This is a genomic window from Pseudomonas sp. GM41(2012), assembly GCF_000282315.2.
GTDB lineage: Bacteria > Pseudomonadota > Gammaproteobacteria > Pseudomonadales > Pseudomonadaceae > Aquipseudomonas.
The window spans coordinates 994,833-1,016,787 of sequence record NZ_AKJN02000007.1; the positions used below are offsets into that span (position 1 = coordinate 994,833).

Below are 21,955 nucleotides of genomic sequence, written 5' to 3' on the forward strand. Positions count from 1 at the left end.
ATGAACAATCGGATCTTTTCCCTGGCCAGCCTGACGGTGCTGGAATTGTCACCGCCCGAGATGGTCGAAGTGGCAGCACAGGCTGGTTACAGTCATGTCGGATTACGCTTGGAGCCTGCGACGCCTGAAGAACATCACTTTGCGCTGGTCGCCGATGTCGGGTTACGGCGCAGGACGTTGGCGCGACTGCGCGATACCGGCATTCGTGTGTTGGATGTCGAAATCCTGCGTCTTAAACCGGAAACCGTCGTCGCCGATTTCGAGAAGATTCTGGCGGTCGGTGCCGAATTCGCTGCCAGTGAATTGCTGGTGGCCGGTAACGATTCTGACGAACAGCGGCTCACCGATAACTTCGCTCGGCTGTGTGATCTGGCGGCACCTTACGGGCTTCATCCGCATTTGGAATTCATGCCGTGGACCGATGCGCGCAATCTCGAACAGGCGGTGCGCGTCGTCGAAAACGCGGGGCGTGAAAACGGCGCGGTATTGGTGGATGCGTTTCACTTCGACCGTTCGGGTTCACGGCTGGAAGCTCTGGCCACAGTTGCCCCGTCACGGTTACGGTATGCCCAGCTGTGCGACGTTGCCGGGCCACGGCCGACGGACATGGCGGAAATTCTGCGCCAGGCCCGTAACGAGCGGCGTTTTCCGGGCGATGGCGATTGTGATCTGGCGGGGTTGTTGCAATGTTTACCGGCTGATATCCCGTTGAGCCTGGAGATCCCCACCGTGAAATTACTTGAGCAGGGCGTGAGCGGGTTGCAGCGGGCGCGGATGGCGTTGAGTAAAACCCGTGAATTGTTAGCGCGGCTGTAAGCGGTGCTGCGCACCTTTCGCGGGCAAGCCACGCTCCCACAAGGACAATAGTGAACCTGTGGGAGCGGGCGTGCCCGCGATGCTTTTGACTTTAAAAACAAAGGATATCCAATGACCGTCAGCACTCCGCTCTCCGGCGTAAACCAACCCTTCAAAGGGATTCTGCTGATCGTCGTTGCGACCTTCCTGTTTTCCAGTCACGACGCCTTGTCGAAGTACCTCTCGGGCTTCTACCCGATCGTCATGGTGGTGTGGGCCCGCTATCTGGTTCACACCTTACTGATGGCCGGGATTTTTCTGCCGCAATCCGGGCTGGGTGTCCTACGAACCAAACGGCCGTTACTTCAGCTGTTGCGGGCGTTGTGCCTGTTGGGCACCAGTCTGTTTTTCACCACCGGCTTGCAGTACATCCCCTTGGCCGAAGCCACGGCGGTCAACTTTCTTGCGCCGGTTCTGGTGACTGCGCTGTCGGTGCCACTGCTGCGCGAGCACGTCACGCGTGGCCAGTGGATTGCGGTGATTTGCGGCTTCATCGGCGTGTTGATCATCGTCCATCCCGGCGGAGAACTCTTTACCCCGGCGGTGTTGCTGCCACTCTGCTCGGCGCTGTTTTTCTGCTTCTATCAGTTGCTCACCCGCAAGCTCAGCAACATCGACAGCCCGACCACCAGCAACTTTTTCGCCGGGCTGTGCAACACATTGGTGATGAGCGCGCTGGTGCCATTCTTCTGGCAAGTCCCCAGCCTGGGGCATGGATTCATGATGGTGGCGCTGGGCGCCTGCGGGATGACGGCTCACCTGTTTCTGACGCAAGCCTTCCGTCACGCCGCCCCGGCATTGTTGGCGCCGTTTGGTTATTGCCAGATTGTCTTTGCCGGTTTGCTGGGCTGGTTGCTGTTTTCTCACACACCGACCCTGACCACCGTGGTGGGGATCGCGGTGATTTGTTGCAGCGGGTTGGCAGCCGCCTGGCAGCAGAGTCGTCGGTGAGAGCAGCAGGGCAGGCCTGGAATCAGGCCTGCCGGGGGAGGGGTTTTACGGGGTGACGGTCGGAATCTTGCGCGGTGCCATGAAGTACATCCAGATCAGCGTGATGAAGTACATCGCTGGAATCATGGTGAACAGCACGGTGTAGTTGTTGTTGGTGATCGTCAGAATGTGGCCGACCAACTGGGTCATGAACATCCCGCCGATGGCCGCGCACATGCCACCGAAGCCGAACACCGTACTCATCATGTGTTTAGGCGTGTAGTCCATCACCAGGCTCCAGATATTCGCGGTCCAGGCCTGGTGCGCACCGATGGCCAGGGAGATGGCGAACACCGCGACCCACAGGCTGCTCGAACCCGCCGCCATAATCACGCCGACGATGCAGCAGGCGAACAGGAACATGGACATCAGCCGCGCCTTGATCGGGTTGACGCCGCGGCCAATCAAGAACGAGGACAGGATCCCGCCGCCGACGCTGCCGAAATCGGCAGTGAGGTAGATGATGATCAGCGGGATACCCATCTGGGTCACGTTGATCCCCAGGTTGTATTGCTGATTGAGGAACGGCGGCAGCCAGTAGAGGTAGAACCAGAACACCGGCGCGGTAATCGCGTAAGCCAGGGCGAAGGCCCAGGTGCCACGCATGCGCAGGATTTTCGAGAACGGTACGCGGGATTGTTCCGGCTCTACTTCCTTCTGGATGTAGTCCAGTTCCGATTGTTTAACGCTCGGGTGATCTTCCGGGTTGAAGTACTTCAAGCCCCAGAACAGCAACCAGATTCCGCCCAGCGACGACATACACAGGAACGCGGCCTGCCAGCCCCAGACGTGGAGGATCAGCGGCAACAACATGGGGGTGAACATCGCACCGACGTTGGTCCCGGCGTTGAAGATGCCGGTGGCCACGGCGCGTTCACCGGCCGGGAACCACAACCGGGTGGTCTTCACGCACGCCGGGTAGTTGGCAGCTTCCGTCAGACCCAGAATGAATCGGCAGACCATGAAGCCGACGGCCGAAGTGGCCAGGCCGTGGGCGCCGGTCGCCAGGCTCCAGAGCAGCACGGCGAAGAAGAACACGCGCTTGACGCCGACCCGATCGATCAACCGGCCTTGCAGCACGAAACCGATGGCGTAGCCGACCTGGAACCAGAAGTTGATGTTGGCGTAGTCCATCGCCGTCCAGCTCATTTCCTTGGCGAGAATAGGCTGCATCACGCCCAGTGCGGCGCGGTCGATGTAGTTCAGGGTGGTGGCGAAGAACACCAGCGCCAGCATGCCCCAACGGGTTTTGCCGACCGCCATCGCACCGCGGATCTTGTCGCCGATGCCGCCAGTGGCAGGAGTCATGGAGGAACGCTCCATGGAAGAGCTTTCAGAAGGAGTCATGTAGGCCACCGATTATTTTTATGTGGTGTTCTGGGTCTTTGGTCACCGGGGCCCGTGGTTGATGACGGGCCCCAATGTGGCGTTGATGTTGCGCAGTGGACGAAAAATCGTCAATTCGCCAAGGGTCATTGTGTTCGATAATCGCACGCAAAACTAACTGGATAGTACACTTTGAATTGCTGTGCAGATTCCCCCGGCCAATAATTCGCTCACAGATAAACGCGATCCCTGTAGGAGCTGTCGAGTGAAACGAGGCTGCGATCTTTTGATGTCGGTTTTTAAGATCAAAAGATCGCAGCCTCGTTTCACTCGACAGCTCCTACGTAAAAGCGAAAGCGTGCGATGTCGATAACAAGATTGTCTCCACCACCGGGAGTCGAAATATGCAGCGTTCCATTGCCACCGTGTCCTTGAGCGGTACCCTGCCGGAAAAACTTGAAGCCATCGCCGCCGCCGGTTTCGACGGGGTGGAAATTTTCGAAAACGACCTTCTCTACTACGACGGCAGTCCGCGGGAAATTAAACAGATGTGCGCCGATCTCGGGATCGCGATCACGCTGTTTCAACCCTTCCGGGATTTCGAGGGCTGCCGCCGTGACCGCCTGCCGCGCAACCTGGAGCGGGCCGAGCGCAAGTTCGACCTGATGCAGGAACTGGGCACCGACCTGGTGCTGGTGTGCAGCAACGCTTCGGCCGACGCCATCGGTGACGAACAGATTCTGATCGACGACTTGCGCTTGCTGGCCGAACGCGCCGGTGTTCGTGGTTTGCGCATCGGTTACGAAGCGCTGGCCTGGGGCCGCCACGTGAACACTTATCAACAGGTGTGGAACATTGTCCGTCAGGCCGATCATCCAAACCTCGGCGTGTTGCTGGACAGTTTTCACACGCTGTCGCTCAAGGGTGATCCGAGCGCAATCGCCGAGATTCCCGGCGACAAGATTTTCTTCGTGCAAATGGCCGACGCGCCGATCCTGGCCATGGACGTGCTGGAGTGGAGCCGGCATTTCCGCTGTTTCCCGGGCCAGGGCGAATTCGATCTGCCGGGTTTTCTCGCGCCAATCATCAAGAGCGGTTACACCGGGTCGTTGTCGCTGGAGATCTTCAACGACGGCTTCCGCGCCGCGCCGCCACGGGCCAATGCCGCCGACGGTTTGCGCTCGTTGCTGTACCTGGAAGAGAAAACTCGCGAGCGTCTGGCGCAGGAAGCCACGCCACCGGCCACAGTCGACATTCTGTTCGAGACGCCCAAGGCCAGCGAGTACAACGGCATCGAGTTTCTTGAATTCGCCGTGGACGAAAGCCTTGGCGCCAAGCTGTCCCATTGGCTGGAGCGGTTGGGTTTCGTCAAAGCCGGCCAGCATCGTTCCAAGAGCGTGAGCTTGCTGCGTCAGGGTGATATCAACCTGATCCTCAACTCCGAGCCTTACTCGTTCGCCCACAGTTTTTTTGAGGCTCATGGCCCCTCGCTGTGCGCCACCGCCGTGCGGGTCAAGGACAGCGCCAGTGCGCTGGCTCGGGCCGTGGCTTATAAAGGTCAGCCGTATCGCGGGCTGGTTGGCCCCAATGAACTGGAGCTCGCCGCAGTGCGCGCACCGGATGGCAGCCTGATTTATCTGGTGGACCAGGACGCCGATGTCTACGGCACCGACTTCAATCTGCAACCCACCGCCGTGGCCAGTGGCGGTCTCAAGCGCATCGACCACATGGCCATGGCGCTGCCGGCCGACAGCCTCGACAGTTGGGTGCTGTTCTATAAAAGCCTGCTGGATTTCGAGGCCGACGATGAAGTGGTGCTGCCTGACCCGTACGGTCTGGTAAAGAGTCGGGCGCTGCGCAGTCGGGACAGTTCGATCCGCTTGCCGCTGAACATTTCCGAGAACCGCAACACCGCGATCTCACATGCACTGTCGAGTTATCGCGGCTCCGGCGTGCATCACATCGCCTTCGATTGCGACGACATCTTTGCCGAAGTCAGCCGGGCGAAAGAGGCGGGCGTACCGCTGCTGGATATCCCGCTCAATTACTACGATGACCTCGCCGCGCGGTTCGATTTTGACGACGAGTTCCTCAGCGAACTGGCCTATTACAACGTGCTCTACGACCGCGATGCCCAAGGTGGCGAGCTGTTCCATGTGTACACCGAACCGTTCGAAGGACGCTTCTTCTTCGAGATCATCCAGCGCAAGAACGCTTACGCAGGTTACGGCGCAGCCAACGTCGCGGTGCGACTGGCGGCCATGGCCAAGTCTCGAAGCGGTGCCGTACGTCAGGCAAAGTTGTAGGAAAATCGTAAACATGGGTACAAACCGCCGCCGCGCGGCTTCCTTCACTGTGCGGCGCGGCCCATAATCGCCAACCTGTGCAGTGATGGCCGTGAGCCCGCAATGACGATAACTTCAGAACTCTCCGCAGCGCCCGACGAGCCGATTGTCGAGCCGCGCAAGAGTCGCAAGAACAACCCGGAAAAGACCCGCGAGAATATCCTTCAAGAGGCGATTGTCGAGTTCGTCCAGCAGGGGCTTTCCGGCGCTCGTGTCGATGCGATTGCCGAGCGCATCCACACCTCAAAACGCATGATCTATTACTACTTCGGCAGTAAGGAACAGCTCTACGTCGAGGTGCTGGAGAAACTCTACGGCGATATCCGCAGCACCGAAAACCGTCTGCACCTGGCCGAACTGGCGCCGGTGGAAGCGATTCGGCGGCTGGTGGAATTCACGTTCGACCATCATGATCGCAACGTCGATTTTGTGCGGATTGTCAGCATCGAGAACATTCACAACGCTGAATACGTGAAGCGCTCCGATGCGATCAAGGCGATGAACAACACCATCCTCGATTCACTGGGCGAGATTTTGCGTCGCGGCGCGGAGGACGGTGTGTTCCGCGCGGGGCTCGAGCCATTGGATGTGCATCTGCTGATCAGCTCGTTCTGCTTCTATCGCGTGTCGAACCGCCATACTTTCGGTGAGATCTTTCAGGTCGACTTGCCGGACGAAAGCATCAAGCAGCGTCATCGGGAGATGATCTGCGAGTCGGTTTTGCGGTATCTGCAGGCCTGATTCATTTGAAAGATCGCAGCACGCCATCCACTGTAGGAGTTGCCGCAGGCTGCGATCTTTTGATGTTTAACCCTTCATGCTCTGAAAATGCTCGAGCATTCGCTGCGCATCCGGCACCACGCCGCTGAACAACTCAAACGCCTTCACCGCCTGAAATACGGCCATGTTGCCGCCATCCAGCGTTCGGCAACCCAACGCGCGGGCGTTGCGCAGCAGTTCGGTTTCCAGCGGGAAGTAAACGATTTCCGCCACCCACAATTCACCTCTAAGCAGCTCCACCGGCACTGGCATGCCCGGTAGTTTTTTCATGCCCATCGGGGTGGTGTTTACCAGGCCGTCAGCCTGGGCAAGGGTGCTCGGCAAGTCATGGCCCGCCACCGCCCGGCCGACGCCGAAATGTTGATTGAGGTTGTCCGCCAGGCTCTGGGCGCGGCTGATCTCCACGTCGAAAATGTTCAGCAGCTGTACGCCTTCACTCAAGAGGGCATGGGCCACTGCCGCACCGGCGCCACCGGCACCCATTTGCACGACGCGCTCAAGGGCAACGCCCTGCAAGCCGCGACGGAAACCTTCGGCGAAGCCCAGGCAATCGGTGTTGTGGCCGATGCGTTTGCCGTCCTTCAGCACGACCGTGTTCACCGCCCCAATGCCGCGGGCTTCCGGTGATAATTCGTCGAGTAGCGGGATGATCGTCTGCTTGCACGGAAAGGTGATATTCAGGCCGGTGAAGTTCATCCGCTCGGCGGCGATCAGCAGGTCGGGCAGGGCGCCGCTGTCGAGTTTCAACGGGTCCAGATCGATCAGGCGATAGAGGTAACGCAAACCCTGGGCATCGCCTTCATGCTCGTGCAGGGCAGGGGTGCGAGAAGCCTGGATGCCGGCGCCGATCAGTCCGGCCAGTACAGCGTTGGTCTGAGTCACGGCCTTCACCCCTTCAAACGTTGGCTGAAATGCTCCAGCGCCAGGCGATAGCCGTGGCTGCCGAAACCGGCCATCACCGCTGTGGCGATGGCCGACACAAAAGAGTGATGGCGGAAGGGCTCGCGGGCATGAACGTTGGACAGGTGGACTTCGATCACCGGCAATTCGCTGGCGACCAGGGCATCGCGGATCGCGACCGAGGTGTGGGTCCAGGCGGCCGGGTTGATGACGATCCCGGCGCAACGGCCGCGAGCGGCGTGAATCCAGTCGAGCAGTTCGCCTTCATGATTGGTCTGGCGAAACTCCACCGCCAGGCCGAACTCTTCGGCGGCACGACCGCACAAGGCTGAGATGTCGGCCAGGGTTTCGTGGCCGTAAGTCGCCGGCTCACGGGTGCCGAGCAGGTTCAAATTGGGGCCGTTGAGCACCAGAACGATAGGGGACATCGGGGTCTCTCCACTTATTGTTTTTGGCATTGGCCGAGGGTTTCAGCCTGTGGAGATAAATTGTACTAGCTGGTTAATTTGGTCAATTGAAGAGGCTGTTCTCAGGGTTAATGTGTGCGGTGATCGGACGGTTTCGGCTTTTCAGCGGGGCAGATGCTCAACCAGAAAATCGATGAACGCCCTTAAACGCAATGGCATATGGCGAGTTTGCGGGTAGAGCAGGGTGAACGGTCGCGAGCGCCCGCCATACGGCTTGAGCACTTCCACCAGCGAGCCATCGGCCAGTTCGTTTTCGACGATGAAGCGATAGGTCTGGAACAGTCCCGCGCCATGTTTGGCCAGGGTCACGCCGCCCAGCACATCGTCGGAACAACTGAAATTGCCCTCGGCCAGAATCTCCCGGTGCACGCCATTGTCGTTGAACAGCCAGGCAATCCGTCGACCGCTGCTGGGCAATTCGTACTGGATGCACTCGTGCTGTTTAAGATCATCCAGCGTTTGTGGAATGCCCGCGTGCTTGAGGTAGTCAGGACTGGCAATCATCACCAGCGCGGCGTCTTCCAACTGTCGGGCGATCAGGCCGGAATCCGGAATCGCCCGCACGCGGATCGCCATGTCATAGCCTTCACCGACGAAATCGATGTTGCGATTACTGATGTGCGACTCGACCTTCACTGCTGGAAAGCGCGCCCGGAAAGCCGGCAACAACGGCAGAATCCGGTGATGGGCATAGGTGGTGGGAATGCTGATGCGCAAGGTGCCGGAAGGCTGTTGCTGCTGGCCCATGACCTCGCGCTGGGCCTCGACCAGTTGCACCAGCGCCTGGCGACATTCTTCGTAATACCGGCGACCACTGTCGGTCAGTTTGACGCTGCGGGTGGTGCGGGCGAACAACTGCACGCCCAGGCGTTCTTCCATTCGCGACACCGAACGGCTTACGGCTGCGGGCGTTACGCCAGCGCCCAGTGCGGCAGCGGTAAAGCTGCCGGCCTCGGCGGCCAGGCAAAACAGCTCGATGCTGCCCAGTTGAAGATCGTCGAATTGTCGCTGCATGATTGATTACACCGGGGATCAAATGAAGTGTGTGAGTCAGTGTTTATCAGATGCCTGCACACAGATACAGGGCGTTCGTGATGAGCAAACCAGTCGGGTTGATTTCCTGACAGCCAAGACAGCCGTCCTCGGGACGGCTTTTTTGTAGGCGCGAGGAAAGGATTGCTTACTATTTTGCGGTGTTATCCACCGGCCCGAGCCGAGCCTTGGCGCTAGTCTCAAAAGTCGCAGTGATGATTCAGCACAGCGCCAGTTATCGGATTTTTCAGGGAATGTCGGGTCTTCGGGCTCATTAACCTAACGGATGGGTTAGCATGCGATTATTCAGCTACAAAGGGTTTTCAATGGTGATCATGTTGCGCGATGAGCATTGCCCGCCGCATGCACATGTGGATGCCGGAACCTGGAGTGCGCGCTTCAAATTCAGTTTCTGGCACAACAGTGTCGAGCTGTGGGACGTGGTTCCTCATTCTCGCAGGCCACCTGTGGCGGTGCTGGAAGGGTTGCGTCACGCCCTCGGACAACCCGCTCATTTGCGCCGCGCCCGATGTATCTGGTGGGACAAGCTGCACACGGTCTGCCTCGATCATCAGATATGGGACTGGCAAACCAGTGAAGTCGTGGTGGTAAAAAGGGTCGCCAGTACGACGTGCATGATTGGCTCGGCTTGCTATGAGCCCGAGACGAACAAGACCCTGCTGGCGCTGATGGGCGCTCCGGAGGGCGTGGAGATCGAACTATGAAAACGATAACAGCAAAAATGTTGGTGGATCGGCCTGTAACCGAAGCCGTGCTGGATGAAGCCATCCAGCGTGGCCAGGTGCGCCACAAAGGCGGCCTGCAGGCGACTTCGGTGACCTTTGTGGAACCGTGCCTGGCTGTCAATTTCATTGATGGCAGTGGCGTGCTGTTGCCCGTGCAGCACTATCCGGAGTTCGATGATTTCGACGTCGAGGATTTCGCAGACCTGAAAGTCGGCTTTTCCGGGACCGCCCTTTGCCACGAGGGCAAGGATCTGCAGGTCTCCATTGCCGGGATGGTTTCGGCCAGCAAGCCGCTGATGGATATGGCCGCGTCGGTCATCGCCTCGCGTAATGGTCGCCAAAGCAGCGCTGCCAAAGCAGAGGCTGCGCGGGTAAATGGCCGTAAGGGCGGGCGTCCGCGCAAGACCGATATCACCCTTTAAGCACGCACAAAAAAGCCGTCGTGATGACGGCTGATTTGTATCTGGCGTCGGCAATTACCGGCGGGTCAACAACACCCCGGATTCCATGTGATGGGTCCACGGAAACTGATCAAACATTGCGCATCGGGTGATGCGATGGGTGTCGTGCAACTGGGCGATGTTGGCGGCCAGGGTTTCCGGGTTGCAGGAGATGTAGAGGATGTTGTCGAAGCGACGGGTCAGCTCGCAGGTGTCCGGATCCATGCCGGCGCGAGGCGGATCGACAAAGACGCTACCGAACTCGTAGCTCTTCAGATCGATACCGTGCAGGCGACGGAACGGACGAACTTCGTTCAGGGCTTCGGTCAGCTCCTCGGCGGACAAGCGCACCAAGGTGACGTTATCCACAGCATTTTCGCTGAGATTGCTCAACGCGGCGTTGACCGACGCCTTGCTGATTTCGGTGGCCAGCACTTTGCGCACGCGCGTCGCGAGCGGCAAGGTGAAGTTGCCGTTGCCGCAATACAGCTCCAGCAAATCGTCGGAGCGATCGCCAAGTGAGTCGTAAGCCCAGTTGAGCATCTTCTGGTTCACGGTGCCGTTGGGCTGGGTGAACGCGCCTTCCGGCTGGCGATAGCTGAAGGTGCGACCGCCGACGTCCATCTGCTCGACCACGTAATCGAGACCGATCACTTCGCGTTTGCCCTTGGAACGGCCGATGATGCTGACGTTCAAGTCGGCTGCCAGTTTCGACGCCGCCGTGTGCCAGTGCTCGTCCAGCGGGCGGTGATAGCACAGCGTGATCATCGCATCGCCGGCCAGGGTGGTCAGGAACTCCACCTGAAACAGCTTGTTGCTCAGGGCCGCACTGGCTTGCCACGCTGCCTTCAGCTGCGGCATCAATTCGTTGATGCGCAGGCTGGCAATCGGGAATTCTTCGATCAGGATCGGCGTGCGCTTGTCTTCCTGGGAAAACATCGCGTAGTGACGATCACCAGCTTCGCGCCACAGGCGGAATTCGGCGCGCAGGCGGAAGTTTTTCAGCGGCGAGTCGAACACCGCAGGTTCTGGCGCACCGAACGGGGCCAACAGGTCACGCAGGCGCGTGACCTTCTCTTCGAGCTGAACGGCGTAAGCCTTGGAATCAAAAGTCATGCGTTGAACCAACCCAGCTTGATCACGAACAGAATCGACAGAATCACCAGTGCCGAGTTCAGCTCACGGCCGCGGCCGGACAGCAACTTGATCGCGGTCCAGGAGATGAAACCGAAGGCGATGCCGTTGGCGATGGAATAAGTGAACGGCATGGCCAGAGCAGTGACCACGACCGGTGCGGCGACGGTGATGTCGTCCCAGTCTATTTCGGCCAGGCCGGATGTCATCAATACCGCGACGAACAGCAGTGCAGGCGCGGTAGCAAAGGCTGGAACGCTGGCCGCCAATGGCGAGAAGAACAGCGCCAGCAGGAACAGAATCGCCACGACAACGGCGGTCAGGCCGGTGCGGCCACCGGCACTCACGCCGGCTGCGGATTCGATGTAACTGGTGGTGGTCGAGGTGCCCAGCAGCGAGCCGGCCATGGCCGCGGTACTGTCGGCGATCAGGGCGCGACCCATTTTCGGCATGTGGCCGTCCTTGCCCATCAGGCCCGCGCGCTTGGCGACGCCGATCAGGGTGCCGGAGTTGTCGAACAGGTCGACGAACAGGAAAGCGAAGATCACGCTGACCAGCCCGATGTCCAGGGCGCCCTTGATGTCCAGTTGCAGGAAGGTCGGGGCCAGGGACGGCGGCATCGACATTACGCCGCCGAACGGGGTGAAGCCCATCACGATCGAAACGATGGTCACTGCCAGAATGCCGATCAGGACCGCACCGCGCACTTTCAACGCTTCAAGCGCCACGATCAGGGCAAAGCCGAGGGTCGCGAGGATCGGGGCCGGTTGTTTCAAATCGCCGAGGCCGACCATGGTTGCCGGGTTGCTCACCACGATGCCCGCGTTGTGCAGGGCGATCAGGGCCAGGAACAGGCCGATACCGGCGGCAATCGCCGAGCGCAGCGGCAACGGGATACTGTTGATGATCCATTCGCGGATGCGGAAGATCGACAGCAGGAAGAACAGCACCGCCGAAATGAACACCGCTCCCAGCGCCACTTGCCAGGTGTGGCCCATGTGCAGGACCACGGTGTAGGTAAAGAAGGCGTTCAGGCCCATGCCCGGCGCGAGAGCGATCGGGTAGTTGGCGATCAGGCCCATCACCGTCGAACCGATGGCGGCTGCCAGACACGTGGCGACGAACACCGCTCCCTTGTCCATGCCGGTCTCGCCGAGAATGCTTGGGTTGACGAACAGAATGTAGGCCATGGCCAAAAAGGTCGTGAAGCCCGCCAGAATCTCGGTCCGCACGTTGGTGTTGTGTGCCTTGAGTTGAAACAGCCTTTCCAGCATGTCTGCTCCCCGTGGCGCGCCAGGCGCCGTGAATGTATCGACCTCAACAGCAAAGCACAGACCGCTGCTGGCGCCTGGTAATTTTCTGAGGGTCGGAAAAAGCCGCGCATCATACCAGCAGCGTGGGGTTATGGCTGCTTATGGCTGCGATCGTCGTCGATGTTTTGCGGTAAAGCCAAGTGCGCCATACTGCGCGCTGGTTTTGGGGGTACTTATGTATTGCATGAATAAACGTCTGATTGCCATGTTCGGAGTATCGATCGCCTTGTTCCTGGGGGCACACACCGCCTCGGCTGCATCGGCGGCACCGTTGAGTCAGGTGAAGGTACTCAAGGTCGAATCGCCGGGCTGTGGTTTTGAGGATATTGCGCAGGGGCAAGAGCAAACCCGCTGCAATCACAGCGGACCGAACATCAAGGTCTACGTGCTGGAAGTCGGGTACGGTCGTAGCGCGCATGTCGGGCTGGACGGTTTTGAAGTGAACGGTACCCGGACCCCGGTCTGTGCTTTTGATAATGGCAACCTGACTGAGTGCACCGTCGGGAAAAAAGCCGTCGGCTATCTGTACGTCTTCGATCTGTCGGGTAAACAGGAAGGCACGTTCACCTTCAGCAACACGTCGATCAACGCGCCAGGCAATACGTTGTCGACGCAGCTTTACATCAAGTAACGGCGGGCTCGAACAAGGGGCAGGAAAGCTGACTACGCTTTAAAGATCATCCAGTGGACTGTGCCCATGACCTTTAGAGCTCTGATTACCCTCGCCGAGGGCATCGATGACCTGCAATCAGCGACCCTGATCGATGTGCTACGCCGTGCCAAGGTTGAAGTGGTGGTGGCCAGCGTCGAGGGACGGCGCATGCTCACCTGCGCGCGCGGCACCCGAGTGACGTCCGATGCGATGCTGGTGGACGTGCTGGCACAGCCGTTCGACCTGATCGTCCTGCCCGGTGGTGACGTGGGGGCGCAACATCTGGCGGCGCATCAACCCCTGCAACAATTGATCAAGGATCAGGCGGCGGCCGGGCGCCTGTTCGCCGGCATCGCCGAGGCCCCGGCGCTGGCGTTGCAAGCCTTTGGCGTACTGCGTCAGCGGCGCATGACGTGCCTGCCCTCGGCCAGTCATCAACTGTTGGGGTGCAACTTCGTCGATCAACCGGTGGTGGTCGACGGCAACTGCATCACTGCCCAAGGTTCAGGGGCGGCGTTGCAATTCGCCCTGACGCTGGTGGAGCAACTCTGCGGCAAAGCCAAGCGAGCGGCGGTGGCGGGGGAGTTGGTGGTTTAGAAAATGTCAGGCGTGGGCGGCAATGGGTTCGATGACCGGTTGCTCACGCTGCTCTGCTTGCCAGAGATCGTAATCAGTCTGAACACCTAGCCACATTCTGGCCTTACCAATTCCAGCCCGCTCCAGGCGTACCGCCAAATCAGGGCTGATCGGCGCATGGCCATGCAGCACTCGCGATAGATGCGGACGCGCAAATCGCAGGTGCCGGGCCAGTTCTGTCACGCTGATGCCAAGTTCAGGCAATACATCCATCAAAAGGGTTTCGCCAGGGTGTGGCGGGTTGTGCATGGGCATGTCCTGCCTCCTGATCAGTGATAGTCCAGATAATCGACCAGTTCGATATCTGAACCGATAAAACGAAAAATAACTCGCCAGTTCCCTGAGACGCTCAGTGACCAAAATTCGGTCAACTCTCCCTTGAGTGGGTGTAATCGCCATCCCGGAAGGTCCAGGTCGCCAGGTAGTGCTGCGCGGTCCATGAACTGAAGCATCCGAGACAAACGCTTCGCATGGTCTGCGCGGATCCCACGAGTCGAACCTGTTTCATAGAAGCCACGAAGGCCTTTGTGCTGAAAGGATTTGATCATGGGATAAGTGTAAGGCGATACATTACACCTGATGCACTATCTATGTATTGCACCTGCTCGGCAAAAGTGTGATCGGCAAACTGCTTCAGACCTTCACTTCTTCCACCGGCACATGCATGCGGTCGCGGTTAGCCAGGGTCGGGAACAGTTTGATCCACGCCCCGGTCACCACCAATGTGCCAATACCGCCCATGACCACGGCCGGCACGGTGCCGAACCAGTGGGCGGTCAAGCCGGATTCAAACTCGCCCAACTGGTTCGAAGCGCCGATGAACAAACCGTTCACGGCACTGACCCGGCCGCGCATTTCGTCCGGGGTTTCCAGTTGCACGAAGGAGGCGCGGATCACCATGCTGATCATGTCCGCCGCGCCCAGCACCACCAATACCGCCAGGGAAAACCAGAACGAGGTCGACAGGCCGAACGCAATGGTCGCGACGCCGAACACACCCACTGCGGTGAACATGACCCGTCCGACTTTGCGCTCCACGGCAAATCTCGCCAGGTACAGCGACATCAGCAGTGCACCGACTGCCGGCGCTGAACGCAGCAGGCCCAGGCCCCAAGGGCCGGTCAGCAGAATGTCCTTGGCGAACACCGGCAGCAACGCCGTCGCGCCACCGAGCAGGACGGCAAACAGGTCCAGAGAAATCGCCCCGAGAATGTCCGGACGACTACGAATGAAGCGGATGCCCGCCAGCAACGAATCCAGGGTTGCCTTGCCCTTGTTCAGCGGTGTCTGCCGTGCGGGCAGGTTGAGCATCAGCAGGCAGGCGATGAGGTAGAGGATCACCGTCGGGCCATAGACCCAGACGCTGCCGAAGGCGTAAAGCAACCCACCGAGGGCCGGGGCAACGATAGTCGCCGATTGCTGTGCGGATTGGGCGGCGGCGACCGCGCGGGGGAACAGCGCGCTGGGCACGATGCTCGGCAACAAGGCCTGAGTGGTCGGCATTTCGAAGGAGCGGGCAGCGCCGAGCAGGAACGCGAGGATGAAGATCATCTCCCGGGTGACATTGTCGGTCGCGCTACCGATGGCCAGCGACAGGGCGATCAACGCTTGCAGGGACTGGCAGATTGCCGCGACCTTGCGCCGGTCATAACGGTCCGCGACATGCCCGGTGTGCAGCATGAACAGCACACGCGGGGCGAATTCCACCAGACCGACGAGGCCCAGGTCGAGCACATTGCCGGTCAGTTGGTAGAGGTTCCAGCCAATGGCCACCGTGAGCATCTGGAAACCGCTGGCGGTAAACACCCGAGCCAGCCAGAACGCGATAAAAGGGCGGTGATGACGTAACAGCAAGGGCGCTTGGCTGGGCATCTGAGGGCAGGTCTTGAGCGAGGGGAGGGTCGAGATTATCACCAAGCTGTAACCAAAAGTTGCAGGGCAGGGAAATTTCGTTAGCTAGACACCGATCTCGAATTTATCGCGGGTCCATGTGGCGAGGGGGCTTGTCGGAACGCCGCATCGCCCCGTCCGGCTGCGAAGCAGTCGTAAATCCGGTTACTGCGGTAGGGTTGGAAGAAATGAGTTGGCCGGGTTTAGGGCCGCTTCGCAGCCCAACGGGGGCAAGCCCCCTCGCCACAGAGGATCGCAGTGGCCGGAATGTCCAGTGAGGCAACCTGTCACGCGGCAAAAGACCACACCGTCCATCGTCAAAAATGGGACTACTCTTTTAGCGTTGCTTGATCCAGATCAAGACCGCTCGTGGAATTGATCCGGCGGCCAGATGGCCAGACTCCCTACGTTGTGATGTTTGTAGAAAAAGAACGAATTCAAATTCGCCACACTCCATATCCGTGGGGGCAGTGGGTGTAGGCCACAAGCCTTCAGCCGGTATTACCTGACAGAGGAAGACTTATGTTCGGTTTGGAGGCACTTGATCTCGCCCGGATTCAGTTCGCGTTCACCATTTCGTTTCACATTCTATTTCCCGCCATCACCATTGGCCTGGCGAGTTACCTGGCGGTGCTCGAAGGTCTGTGGCTGAAAACCCATAACGACACGTACCGCGATCTGTACCACTTCTGGTCGAAGATCTTTGCGGTCAATTTCGGCATGGGCGTGGTCTCCGGACTCGTCATGGCCTATCAGTTCGGCACCAACTGGAGCCGCTTCTCGGACTTCGCCGGCTCCGTGACCGGGCCACTGCTGACGTACGAAGTACTCACCGCTTTCTTCCTCGAAGCCGGTTTCCTCGGTGTCATGCTGTTCGGCTGGAACAAGGTCGGGCGCAATCTGCACTTCTTCGCCACGGTCATGGTCGCCATCGGCACACTGATCTCGACCTTCTGGATTCTCGCTTCCAACAGCTGGATGCAGACGCCGCAAGGCTACGAAATCGTCAACGGCCAGGTCATTCCGGTGGACTGGCTGGCGGTGATCTTCAACCCGTCGTTCCCGTACCGCCTGATGCACATGGCCACGGCAGCGTTCGTTGCGACCGCCTTCTTCGTTGGTTCCTCGGCGGCCTGGCATTTGCTGCGCGGCAAGGACAACCCGGCGATCCGCACCATGCTCTCGATGGCCATGTGGATGGCCCTGATCGTGGCGCCGATTCAGGCGGTCATCGGTGACTTCCACGGCCTCAATACGCTCAAGCATCAGCCAGCAAAAATCGCCGCGATCGAAGGTCACTGGGAAAACCACGGCGATGAGCCGACCCCGCTGATTCTGTTCGGCTGGCCGGACATGAAAGAAGAGCGGACCAAATTCGCGGTAGAGATCCCGTACCTGGGCAGCCTGATCCTCACGCACTCGCTGGACAAACAGGTCCCGGCACTCAAGGAGTTCCCGCCTGAAGACCGGCCGAATTCGACCATCGTGTTCTGGTCGTTCCGGATCATGGTGGGTCTGGGCATGCTGATGATCTTCACCGGTTTGTGGAGCCTGTGGCTGCGTAAACGCGACAAGCTGTATACCTCGCGACCGTTCCTGTACCTGGCGTTGTGGATGGGGCCGTCCGGCCTGATCGCAATCCTCGCCGGTTGGTTCACCACTGAAATCGGCCGTCAGCCGTGGGTGGTCTACGGCCTGATGCGCACGGCAGACGCGTCCTCCAATCACAGCTTCATGCAGATGAGCATCACGTTGATCATGTTCGTCGTGGTCTATTTCGCGCTGTTCGGTGCCGGTCTGGGCTACATGATGCGGCTGGTGCGCAAAGGGCCGAAGATCGACGAAGGCAAGGAAACCAACGAGGGTGGTCCTGGCCAGAAACGCACGCCGGCCCGTCCGCTGTCCGCCGCCGATGACAACGGTGACGGCGACCACCGCCCCAGCCTGACCAAGGAGATTTGACTCATGGGTATTGATCTTCCGCTGATCTGGGCCGTGATCATCATCTTCGGCATCATGATGTACGTGGTCATGGACGGTTTCGATTTGGGGATCGGGATTCTCTTCCCGTTCATTCCGGGCAAGACCGATCGTGACGTGATGATGAACACCGTAGCGCCGGTCTGGGACGGTAACGAAACCTGGCTGGTACTGGGCGGCGCAGCGTTGTTCGGTGCCTTTCCGCTGGCCTATTCGGTGGTGCTCTCGGCGTTGTACCTGCCGCTGATTTTTATGCTGATCGGGCTGATCTTCCGCGGTGTGGCCTTCGAGTTCCGCTTCAAGGCCAGGGACGACAAGCGCCATCTCTGGGACAAGGCGTTCATCGGTGGCTCGATCGCCGCCACCTTTTTCCAGGGCGTTGCGTTGGGTGCATTCATTGATGGGTTGCCGGTGGTCAATCGCCAATTTGCCGGTGGCTCACTGGACTGGTTGACGCCGTTCACCCTGTTCTGCGGCGTGGCGCTGGTGGTGGCTTATGCGTTGCTCGGTTGCACCTGGCTGATCATGAAGACCGAAGGCAAATTGCAGGAGCAGATGCATGATCTGGCTCGGCCACTGGCTTTCGTGGTACTGGCGGTGATTGGTATCGTCAGCATCTGGACCCCGCTGGCCCACGCCGAGATTGCCGCTCGCTGGTTCACCCTGCCGAACCTGTTCTGGTTCCTGCCGGTGCCGATTCTGGTGCTGGTGACCATGTACGGTCTGATCCGTGCAGTGGCTCGCAATGCGCACTACACGCCATTCCTGCTGACGCTGGTGCTGATCTTCCTCGGCTACAGCGGTTTGGGTATCAGCCTGTGGCCGAACATCGTGCCGCCGTCGATCTCGATCTGGGACGCCGCCGCACCGCCGCAAAGCCAGGGCTTCATGCTGGTGGGCACGCTGTTCATCATCCCGTTCATCCTGGGTTACACCTTCTGGAGCTACTACGTGTTCCGCGGCAAGGTCACCCACGAAGATGGCTATCACTAGACCGCGCGACCGTGGCGCAGGGCTGATACCTGCGCCATTTCTTCAGAGGAGATTGCGATGATGGCGGGTAAACATTCCTTGCAGGAAATCGAAGCAGCAGAGAAAAAGCCGCTCTGGCAGCGACTCGGCTGGTTGGCGATGATCTGGACCGGCAGCGTTGTGGCGCTGTTCATCGTGGCCAGCCTGATGCGCATGTTTATGAATGCCGCGGGCCTGTCGACCCACTGATTTTTTGCACCGGATCCCATCCCGTTGCCTTGCGGCACGGATTTACAACCCTCCTTGGCTGGAGGGTTTTTTTTACCCGGGATTATTTTCGGGCTTTAAGGATCACGAACTTGGGTGTGGCCGCCACTTGCTCGACGCCGCGGAACAACCGCGCGAGCTTGCTGTGATAACCCAGATGACGGTTGCCGACGATGTATAACGCGCCGCCGACGACCAGAGCCTCTCGGGCCTGCTGGAACATGCGCCAGGCCAGGAAGTCGCCGACGACTTGTTGTTGGTGAAACGGTGGGTTGCACAGTACGACGTCCAGAGACTCAGGTTCCTGACCTGCCAAACCATCGCCGGCACGTACCACCACTTCCCGCTCACCCAGCGCTGCGCGCCAGTTTTCGGCTGCCGATTGCACGGCCATGAACGACTCGTCCACGAGCGTGTAGTGGGCCTCTGGGTTTTGCAGGGCGCTGGCGATGGCCAACACCCCGTTGCCACAACCGAGGTCGGCAACCCGCGCTGAGCCAAGGTTTTTTGGCAGGTGTGGCAAGAACGCTCGCGTGCCGATATCCAGCCCTTCGCGGCAGAACACATTGGCGTGATTCAGCAGTTCGATCTCAGGGGCGTCGAGTCGATAGCGGGTCGGGTAGGGGGACACGACGGGTGCTTTGACTTCAGCGGTCGCGATCAATAGCCGAGCCTTCTTCACCGCCAACGAGGCTTGCACCGGGCCGATGTAGCGCTCCAGCAGATCGCCCGCGGCGCGTGGCAAATGCTTGATCATCGCCGCAGCAATCACCTGGGCTCCCGGCGCCAGTTGACCCTGCAAGCGAATCAATTGTTCTTCCAGCAAGGCGAGGGTTTTCGGGACCCGGATCAGTACCCGGTCGAAAGGGCCTGAAAAGGCTTCGCTGGCCGGTACGCTTGGCACCGCATCAAATGCCTGGCCGTTACGGATCAGATTTTTTTCCAGTCCCTGAAAGGCCAGGAACGAGTCGCCGCTGCTGGTCACTTGAACCTTGCCCGCCAGGCTGGCGGCCAATGCGCCAAAGCTGTCGTTGAGCACCAAAACCCGAGTGTCGGCCGAGGGCTGTTGGTCAGCCAAATGGGTGAGCAGGTATTCGTCTGCGGCATCAAAGGCCTGCAGCGGTTCGTTCTGCTGTTCGGGCTGGCGGATCAGGTCGAGTCGGGCGAAGGGTGTTTCGAGCAAGGGCATGAGGCGGGGCTCTGGGTAATCAACGGGGTCATCAACAGGTGTCCCGCAGCCCAAGGGCGTTGTAGCGGGCGAGACCGTCCGAGTGTACTGCGTCGTGAAGGTTCACACGTCAACACTCAAGAAGGACCGCAAATGGTACGTTTTTTTCTTTTGGATTACTTGCAGGTTTTTTGGCTCAGCGTATCTCGCTGCTGTTGAGAATTCCGTCCTTGGTAGCGGCAATGACTGCGGAAATCTTGTTATTGACCCCCAGTTTCAGAATCGCGCTTTGCACATGAAAATTGACCGTGCGTGCGCTGAGATTGAGGATTCTGGCGCTCTCATAGGCAGTCTTGCCATCAGCCGCCAGTTTCAATACATCGATCTCACGGGGGGACAAATGCGGCACGGGTGGCTTGGCCGATTTCTTGGGCAGTGTCTGTGCGATCAACGCATGCAGGTGGCGACCGATGAATACGGAAAAGCCGAGATTTTCATACAGCTCAAACGCAGTGATCGGGCAATGGCTTCTGGCCAGACTCAGAATGCTGCAAACACCACTGTCCTCGTCATGGACCGATTGCGACCAGCCATGCTGCAATCCTTGTTTCTCAAGCGAATCCCACAACCACGGGGTCTTGGAATAAAGATCTTCGCTCCAAAGAACGGGCAATCTGGAGTGATTGCAGTGAGCCACTACTGGATCTATTGCATTGAAATTTTTTTGTTCATATTCAATGTTCCAGTCCGTAGGGTAGTTGTTGAGCTGGACGGTATTAAAGTGGTCAGCTTTTGTTGGGTATGTTGTTGAAAAAGCGAAAAATTTAAAACCTATATTTTTCGCGAAACCCAGTGAAATCCGGTAGGCAATATCAATCTCCGTTGTTCGCAATAACTGGTTGAGTTGTGATTCCTTCCACCTCTCCATTGTGTCTCTCCAGGTGTGATGTTACTTGTGGGTGCTTTTTTGGATCCAATGATCTGGCACGTGCCGAGTGTAGGATGTTTCCTACATTCGTGTGAGACTTTTTGGCTTTGTTTACGATTTTTAAGCAAGTATCTGGTTCTAACGTTAAGGAGTACTGGCGTAAATAACAAAAATGTCAGTCTCACTATAAACAGGCTTGAATGTGTGTGTTAACCGACTGGTTAATGTTAAGTCGTATTATGAAGTCCATGTGAATGAGGCCTTGGCTAAAGCCACTACAAATCACCGGTGTTTAAGCCCTCCGCTTTGCGGGACACTGTGGCTATCTGTTGAATGGAGCACCCCATGACCGCCAGTGCAGAAAAATTCACTCGCCAGACCTTGCTCGACGTCCAGTCGCTGACCCCCAGTCTGTTCACCCTGCGAACCACTCGGGACCCGGGTTTTCGTTTTCGTGCAGGACAATTCGCCCGGCTGGGCGTTACCAAGGCTGACGGCAGCACCGTCTGGCGCGCCTATTCCATGGTGTCGTCGCCCTATGACGAGTTCCTCGAATTCTTTTCCATTGTGGTGCCCGGGGGGGAGTTCACCAGTGAGCTGAGTCGGCTGGGAGTCGGCGATACGCTGCTGGTCGAGCGTCAGGCCTTTGGTTACCTCACGCTGGATCGCTTTGTCGACGGTCGTGATCTCTGGCTGTTATCCACAGGCACCGGCCTGGCGCCGTTTCTGTCGATCCTGCAGGACTTCGAGGTCTGGGAGAAATTCGAACGAATCATCCTCGTCTACAGCGTGCGCGAAGCTCGGGAACTGGCTTATCAGGACCTCGTCAGCGGGTTGGCCCAGCGCGACTATTTAGCAGAGTTTGCACACAAGCTGCAGTTCATCACCACCGTCACCCGGGAGCAGCATGCTGGCGCTCTGAGCGGCCGGATCACTGCGCTGATCGAAAATGGCGAGCTGGAGCAGGCGGCAGGCCTGGCGCTGACGGCCGAGCACTCAAGGGTCATGCTCTGCGGCAATCCGCAGATGATCGATGACACGCGCAAATTGCTCAAACAGCGCCACATGCACTTGAGCCTCAGTCGCCGACCCGGGCAAGTGGCGGTGGAAAACTACTGGTAAAAAAACGGCGCC

23 protein-coding genes are annotated in these 21,955 nt (G+C 58.9%); 12 read left to right on the forward strand and 11 right to left on the reverse strand.

Annotated elements, in window-relative coordinates; translation table 11 throughout:
• Together PMI27_RS10015 and PMI27_RS10010 are read left to right on the forward strand one after the other, a co-directional pair.
• Entirely contained in the window at window positions 1–816 is an 816-nt protein-coding gene (locus PMI27_RS10015) for a sugar phosphate isomerase/epimerase family protein (protein ID WP_008149191.1), read from the forward strand.
• A 111-nt stretch (window positions 817–927) separates the two neighbouring features.
• Window positions 928–1,806, forward strand: coding sequence for a DMT family transporter (locus PMI27_RS10010; RefSeq protein WP_008149189.1), 879 nt, complete (start codon window positions 928–930; stop codon window positions 1,804–1,806).
• Between the two features lie 45 nt (window positions 1,807–1,851).
• On the opposite strand, the gene PMI27_RS10005 is transcribed toward PMI27_RS10010, so the two are convergent.
• Complete coding sequence (locus PMI27_RS10005) at window positions 1,852–3,168, reverse strand: MFS transporter (protein WP_238545912.1); 1,317 nt, start codon at window positions 3,166–3,168, stop codon at window positions 1,852–1,854.
• 407 nt (window positions 3,169–3,575) lie between these two features.
• On the opposite strand from PMI27_RS10005, the gene quiC reads away from it, so the two are divergent.
• Both quiC and PMI27_RS09995 read left to right on the forward strand, forming a co-directional pair.
• Entirely contained in the window at window positions 3,576–5,477 is a 1,902-nt protein-coding gene (gene quiC / locus PMI27_RS10000) for a 3-dehydroshikimate dehydratase QuiC (protein ID WP_008149185.1), read from the forward strand.
• A gap of 102 nt (window positions 5,478–5,579) precedes the next feature.
• Window positions 5,580–6,257 (forward strand): TetR family transcriptional regulator, encoded by a 678-nt coding sequence (locus PMI27_RS09995; RefSeq protein WP_008149183.1) that lies wholly within the window; start codon window positions 5,580–5,582, stop codon window positions 6,255–6,257.
• 66 nt (window positions 6,258–6,323) lie between these two features.
• Here PMI27_RS09995 and PMI27_RS09990 read toward each other — a convergent pair whose 3' ends face one another.
• From PMI27_RS09990 to PMI27_RS09980, 3 genes are all read right to left on the reverse strand, one after another.
• Window positions 6,324–7,178: a shikimate dehydrogenase gene (locus PMI27_RS09990; RefSeq protein ID WP_008149181.1), complete on the reverse strand. Its 855-nt coding sequence runs from the start codon at window positions 7,176–7,178 to the stop codon at window positions 6,324–6,326.
• Window positions 7,179–7,183: 5 nt separating this feature from the next.
• Entirely contained in the window at window positions 7,184–7,624 is a 441-nt protein-coding gene (gene aroQ / locus PMI27_RS09985; protein ID WP_008149179.1) for a type II 3-dehydroquinate dehydratase, read from the reverse strand.
• Between the two features lie 141 nt (window positions 7,625–7,765).
• The gene (locus PMI27_RS09980) at window positions 7,766–8,677 is read right to left on the reverse strand and encodes a LysR family transcriptional regulator (protein ID WP_008149177.1); all 912 of its coding nucleotides are present in this window, start codon (window positions 8,675–8,677) and stop codon (window positions 7,766–7,768) included.
• 314 nt (window positions 8,678–8,991) lie between these two features.
• Between PMI27_RS09980 and PMI27_RS09975 the strand changes: the two genes are divergently transcribed.
• Both PMI27_RS09975 and PMI27_RS09970 read left to right on the forward strand, forming a co-directional pair.
• A complete protein-coding gene (locus tag PMI27_RS09975; protein ID WP_008149175.1) occupies window positions 8,992–9,420 on the forward strand; it encodes a hypothetical protein in 429 nt (142 codons plus the stop codon).
• Window positions 9,417–9,863, forward strand: a complete 447-nt coding sequence (locus PMI27_RS09970) for a DUF2442 domain-containing protein (RefSeq protein WP_008149173.1) — start codon at window positions 9,417–9,419, stop codon at window positions 9,861–9,863. Before PMI27_RS09975 ends, PMI27_RS09970 begins: the two co-directional genes overlap by 4 nt.
• Window positions 9,864–9,917: 54 nt before the next feature.
• Here the strand turns inward: PMI27_RS09970 and trmA are convergent, their stop codons facing one another.
• Both trmA and PMI27_RS09960 read right to left on the reverse strand, forming a co-directional pair.
• Window positions 9,918–10,997, reverse strand: coding sequence for a tRNA (uridine(54)-C5)-methyltransferase TrmA (trmA, locus tag PMI27_RS09965; RefSeq protein ID WP_008149171.1), 1,080 nt, complete (start codon window positions 10,995–10,997; stop codon window positions 9,918–9,920).
• Entirely contained in the window at window positions 10,994–12,289 is a 1,296-nt protein-coding gene (locus tag PMI27_RS09960; protein ID WP_008149169.1) for an NCS2 family permease, read from the reverse strand. The genes trmA and PMI27_RS09960 overlap by 4 nt, the downstream gene beginning before the upstream one ends.
• 214 nt (window positions 12,290–12,503) lie before the next feature.
• Between PMI27_RS09960 and PMI27_RS09955 the strand changes: the two genes are divergently transcribed.
• Together PMI27_RS09955 and PMI27_RS09950 are read left to right on the forward strand one after the other, a co-directional pair.
• Window positions 12,504–12,959, forward strand: a complete 456-nt coding sequence (locus PMI27_RS09955) for a DUF4879 domain-containing protein (protein ID WP_008149167.1) — start codon at window positions 12,504–12,506, stop codon at window positions 12,957–12,959.
• A 66-nt stretch (window positions 12,960–13,025) separates the two neighbouring features.
• Window positions 13,026–13,577, forward strand: a complete 552-nt coding sequence (locus PMI27_RS09950) for a DJ-1 family glyoxalase III (protein WP_008149164.1) — start codon at window positions 13,026–13,028, stop codon at window positions 13,575–13,577.
• Window positions 13,578–13,583: 6 nt separating this feature from the next.
• On the opposite strand, the gene PMI27_RS09945 is transcribed toward PMI27_RS09950, so the two are convergent.
• From PMI27_RS09945 to PMI27_RS09940, 3 genes are all read right to left on the reverse strand, one after another.
• Complete coding sequence (locus PMI27_RS09945; RefSeq protein ID WP_008149162.1) at window positions 13,584–13,871, reverse strand: HigA family addiction module antitoxin; 288 nt, start codon at window positions 13,869–13,871, stop codon at window positions 13,584–13,586.
• A 14-nt stretch (window positions 13,872–13,885) separates the two neighbouring features.
• Window positions 13,886–14,164 (reverse strand): type II toxin-antitoxin system RelE/ParE family toxin, encoded by a 279-nt coding sequence (locus PMI27_RS30630; protein WP_081757422.1) that lies wholly within the window; start codon window positions 14,162–14,164, stop codon window positions 13,886–13,888.
• An 85-nt stretch (window positions 14,165–14,249) separates the two neighbouring features.
• Window positions 14,250–15,488, reverse strand: a complete 1,239-nt coding sequence (locus PMI27_RS09940; protein ID WP_008149160.1) for an MFS transporter — start codon at window positions 15,486–15,488, stop codon at window positions 14,250–14,252.
• A 540-nt stretch (window positions 15,489–16,028) separates the two neighbouring features.
• On the opposite strand from PMI27_RS09940, the gene PMI27_RS09935 reads away from it, so the two are divergent.
• The 3 genes from PMI27_RS09935 to PMI27_RS30635 are packed head-to-tail and all read left to right on the forward strand — an operon-like array spanning window position 16,029 to window position 18,707.
• Window positions 16,029–17,468 carry a cytochrome ubiquinol oxidase subunit I gene (locus tag PMI27_RS09935; protein ID WP_008149158.1) on the forward strand — a complete coding sequence of 480 codons (1,440 nt, stop codon included), beginning with the start codon at window positions 16,029–16,031 and terminating at the stop codon, window positions 17,466–17,468.
• A gap of 3 nt (window positions 17,469–17,471) precedes the next feature.
• Entirely contained in the window at window positions 17,472–18,479 is a 1,008-nt protein-coding gene (cydB, locus tag PMI27_RS09930; RefSeq protein ID WP_008149156.1) for a cytochrome d ubiquinol oxidase subunit II, read from the forward strand.
• A 60-nt stretch (window positions 18,480–18,539) separates the two neighbouring features.
• Window positions 18,540–18,707 carry a DUF2474 domain-containing protein gene (locus tag PMI27_RS30635; protein ID WP_064680606.1) on the forward strand — a complete coding sequence of 56 codons (168 nt, stop codon included), beginning with the start codon at window positions 18,540–18,542 and terminating at the stop codon, window positions 18,705–18,707.
• Window positions 18,708–18,789: 82 nt separating this feature from the next.
• Here the strand turns inward: PMI27_RS30635 and PMI27_RS09925 are convergent, their stop codons facing one another.
• Together PMI27_RS09925 and PMI27_RS09920 are read right to left on the reverse strand one after the other, a co-directional pair.
• Entirely contained in the window at window positions 18,790–19,914 is a 1,125-nt protein-coding gene (locus PMI27_RS09925) for a methyltransferase (protein WP_008149152.1), read from the reverse strand.
• A gap of 175 nt (window positions 19,915–20,089) precedes the next feature.
• Complete coding sequence (locus PMI27_RS09920; RefSeq protein ID WP_008149150.1) at window positions 20,090–20,821, reverse strand: helix-turn-helix transcriptional regulator; 732 nt, start codon at window positions 20,819–20,821, stop codon at window positions 20,090–20,092.
• Between the two features lie 345 nt (window positions 20,822–21,166).
• Here PMI27_RS09920 and PMI27_RS09915 point away from each other — a divergent pair, with 345 nt between their 5' ends.
• Window positions 21,167–21,943, forward strand: a complete 777-nt coding sequence (locus PMI27_RS09915; protein WP_008149148.1) for a ferredoxin--NADP reductase — start codon at window positions 21,167–21,169, stop codon at window positions 21,941–21,943.
• Window positions 21,944–21,955 lie beyond the last annotated feature (12 nt).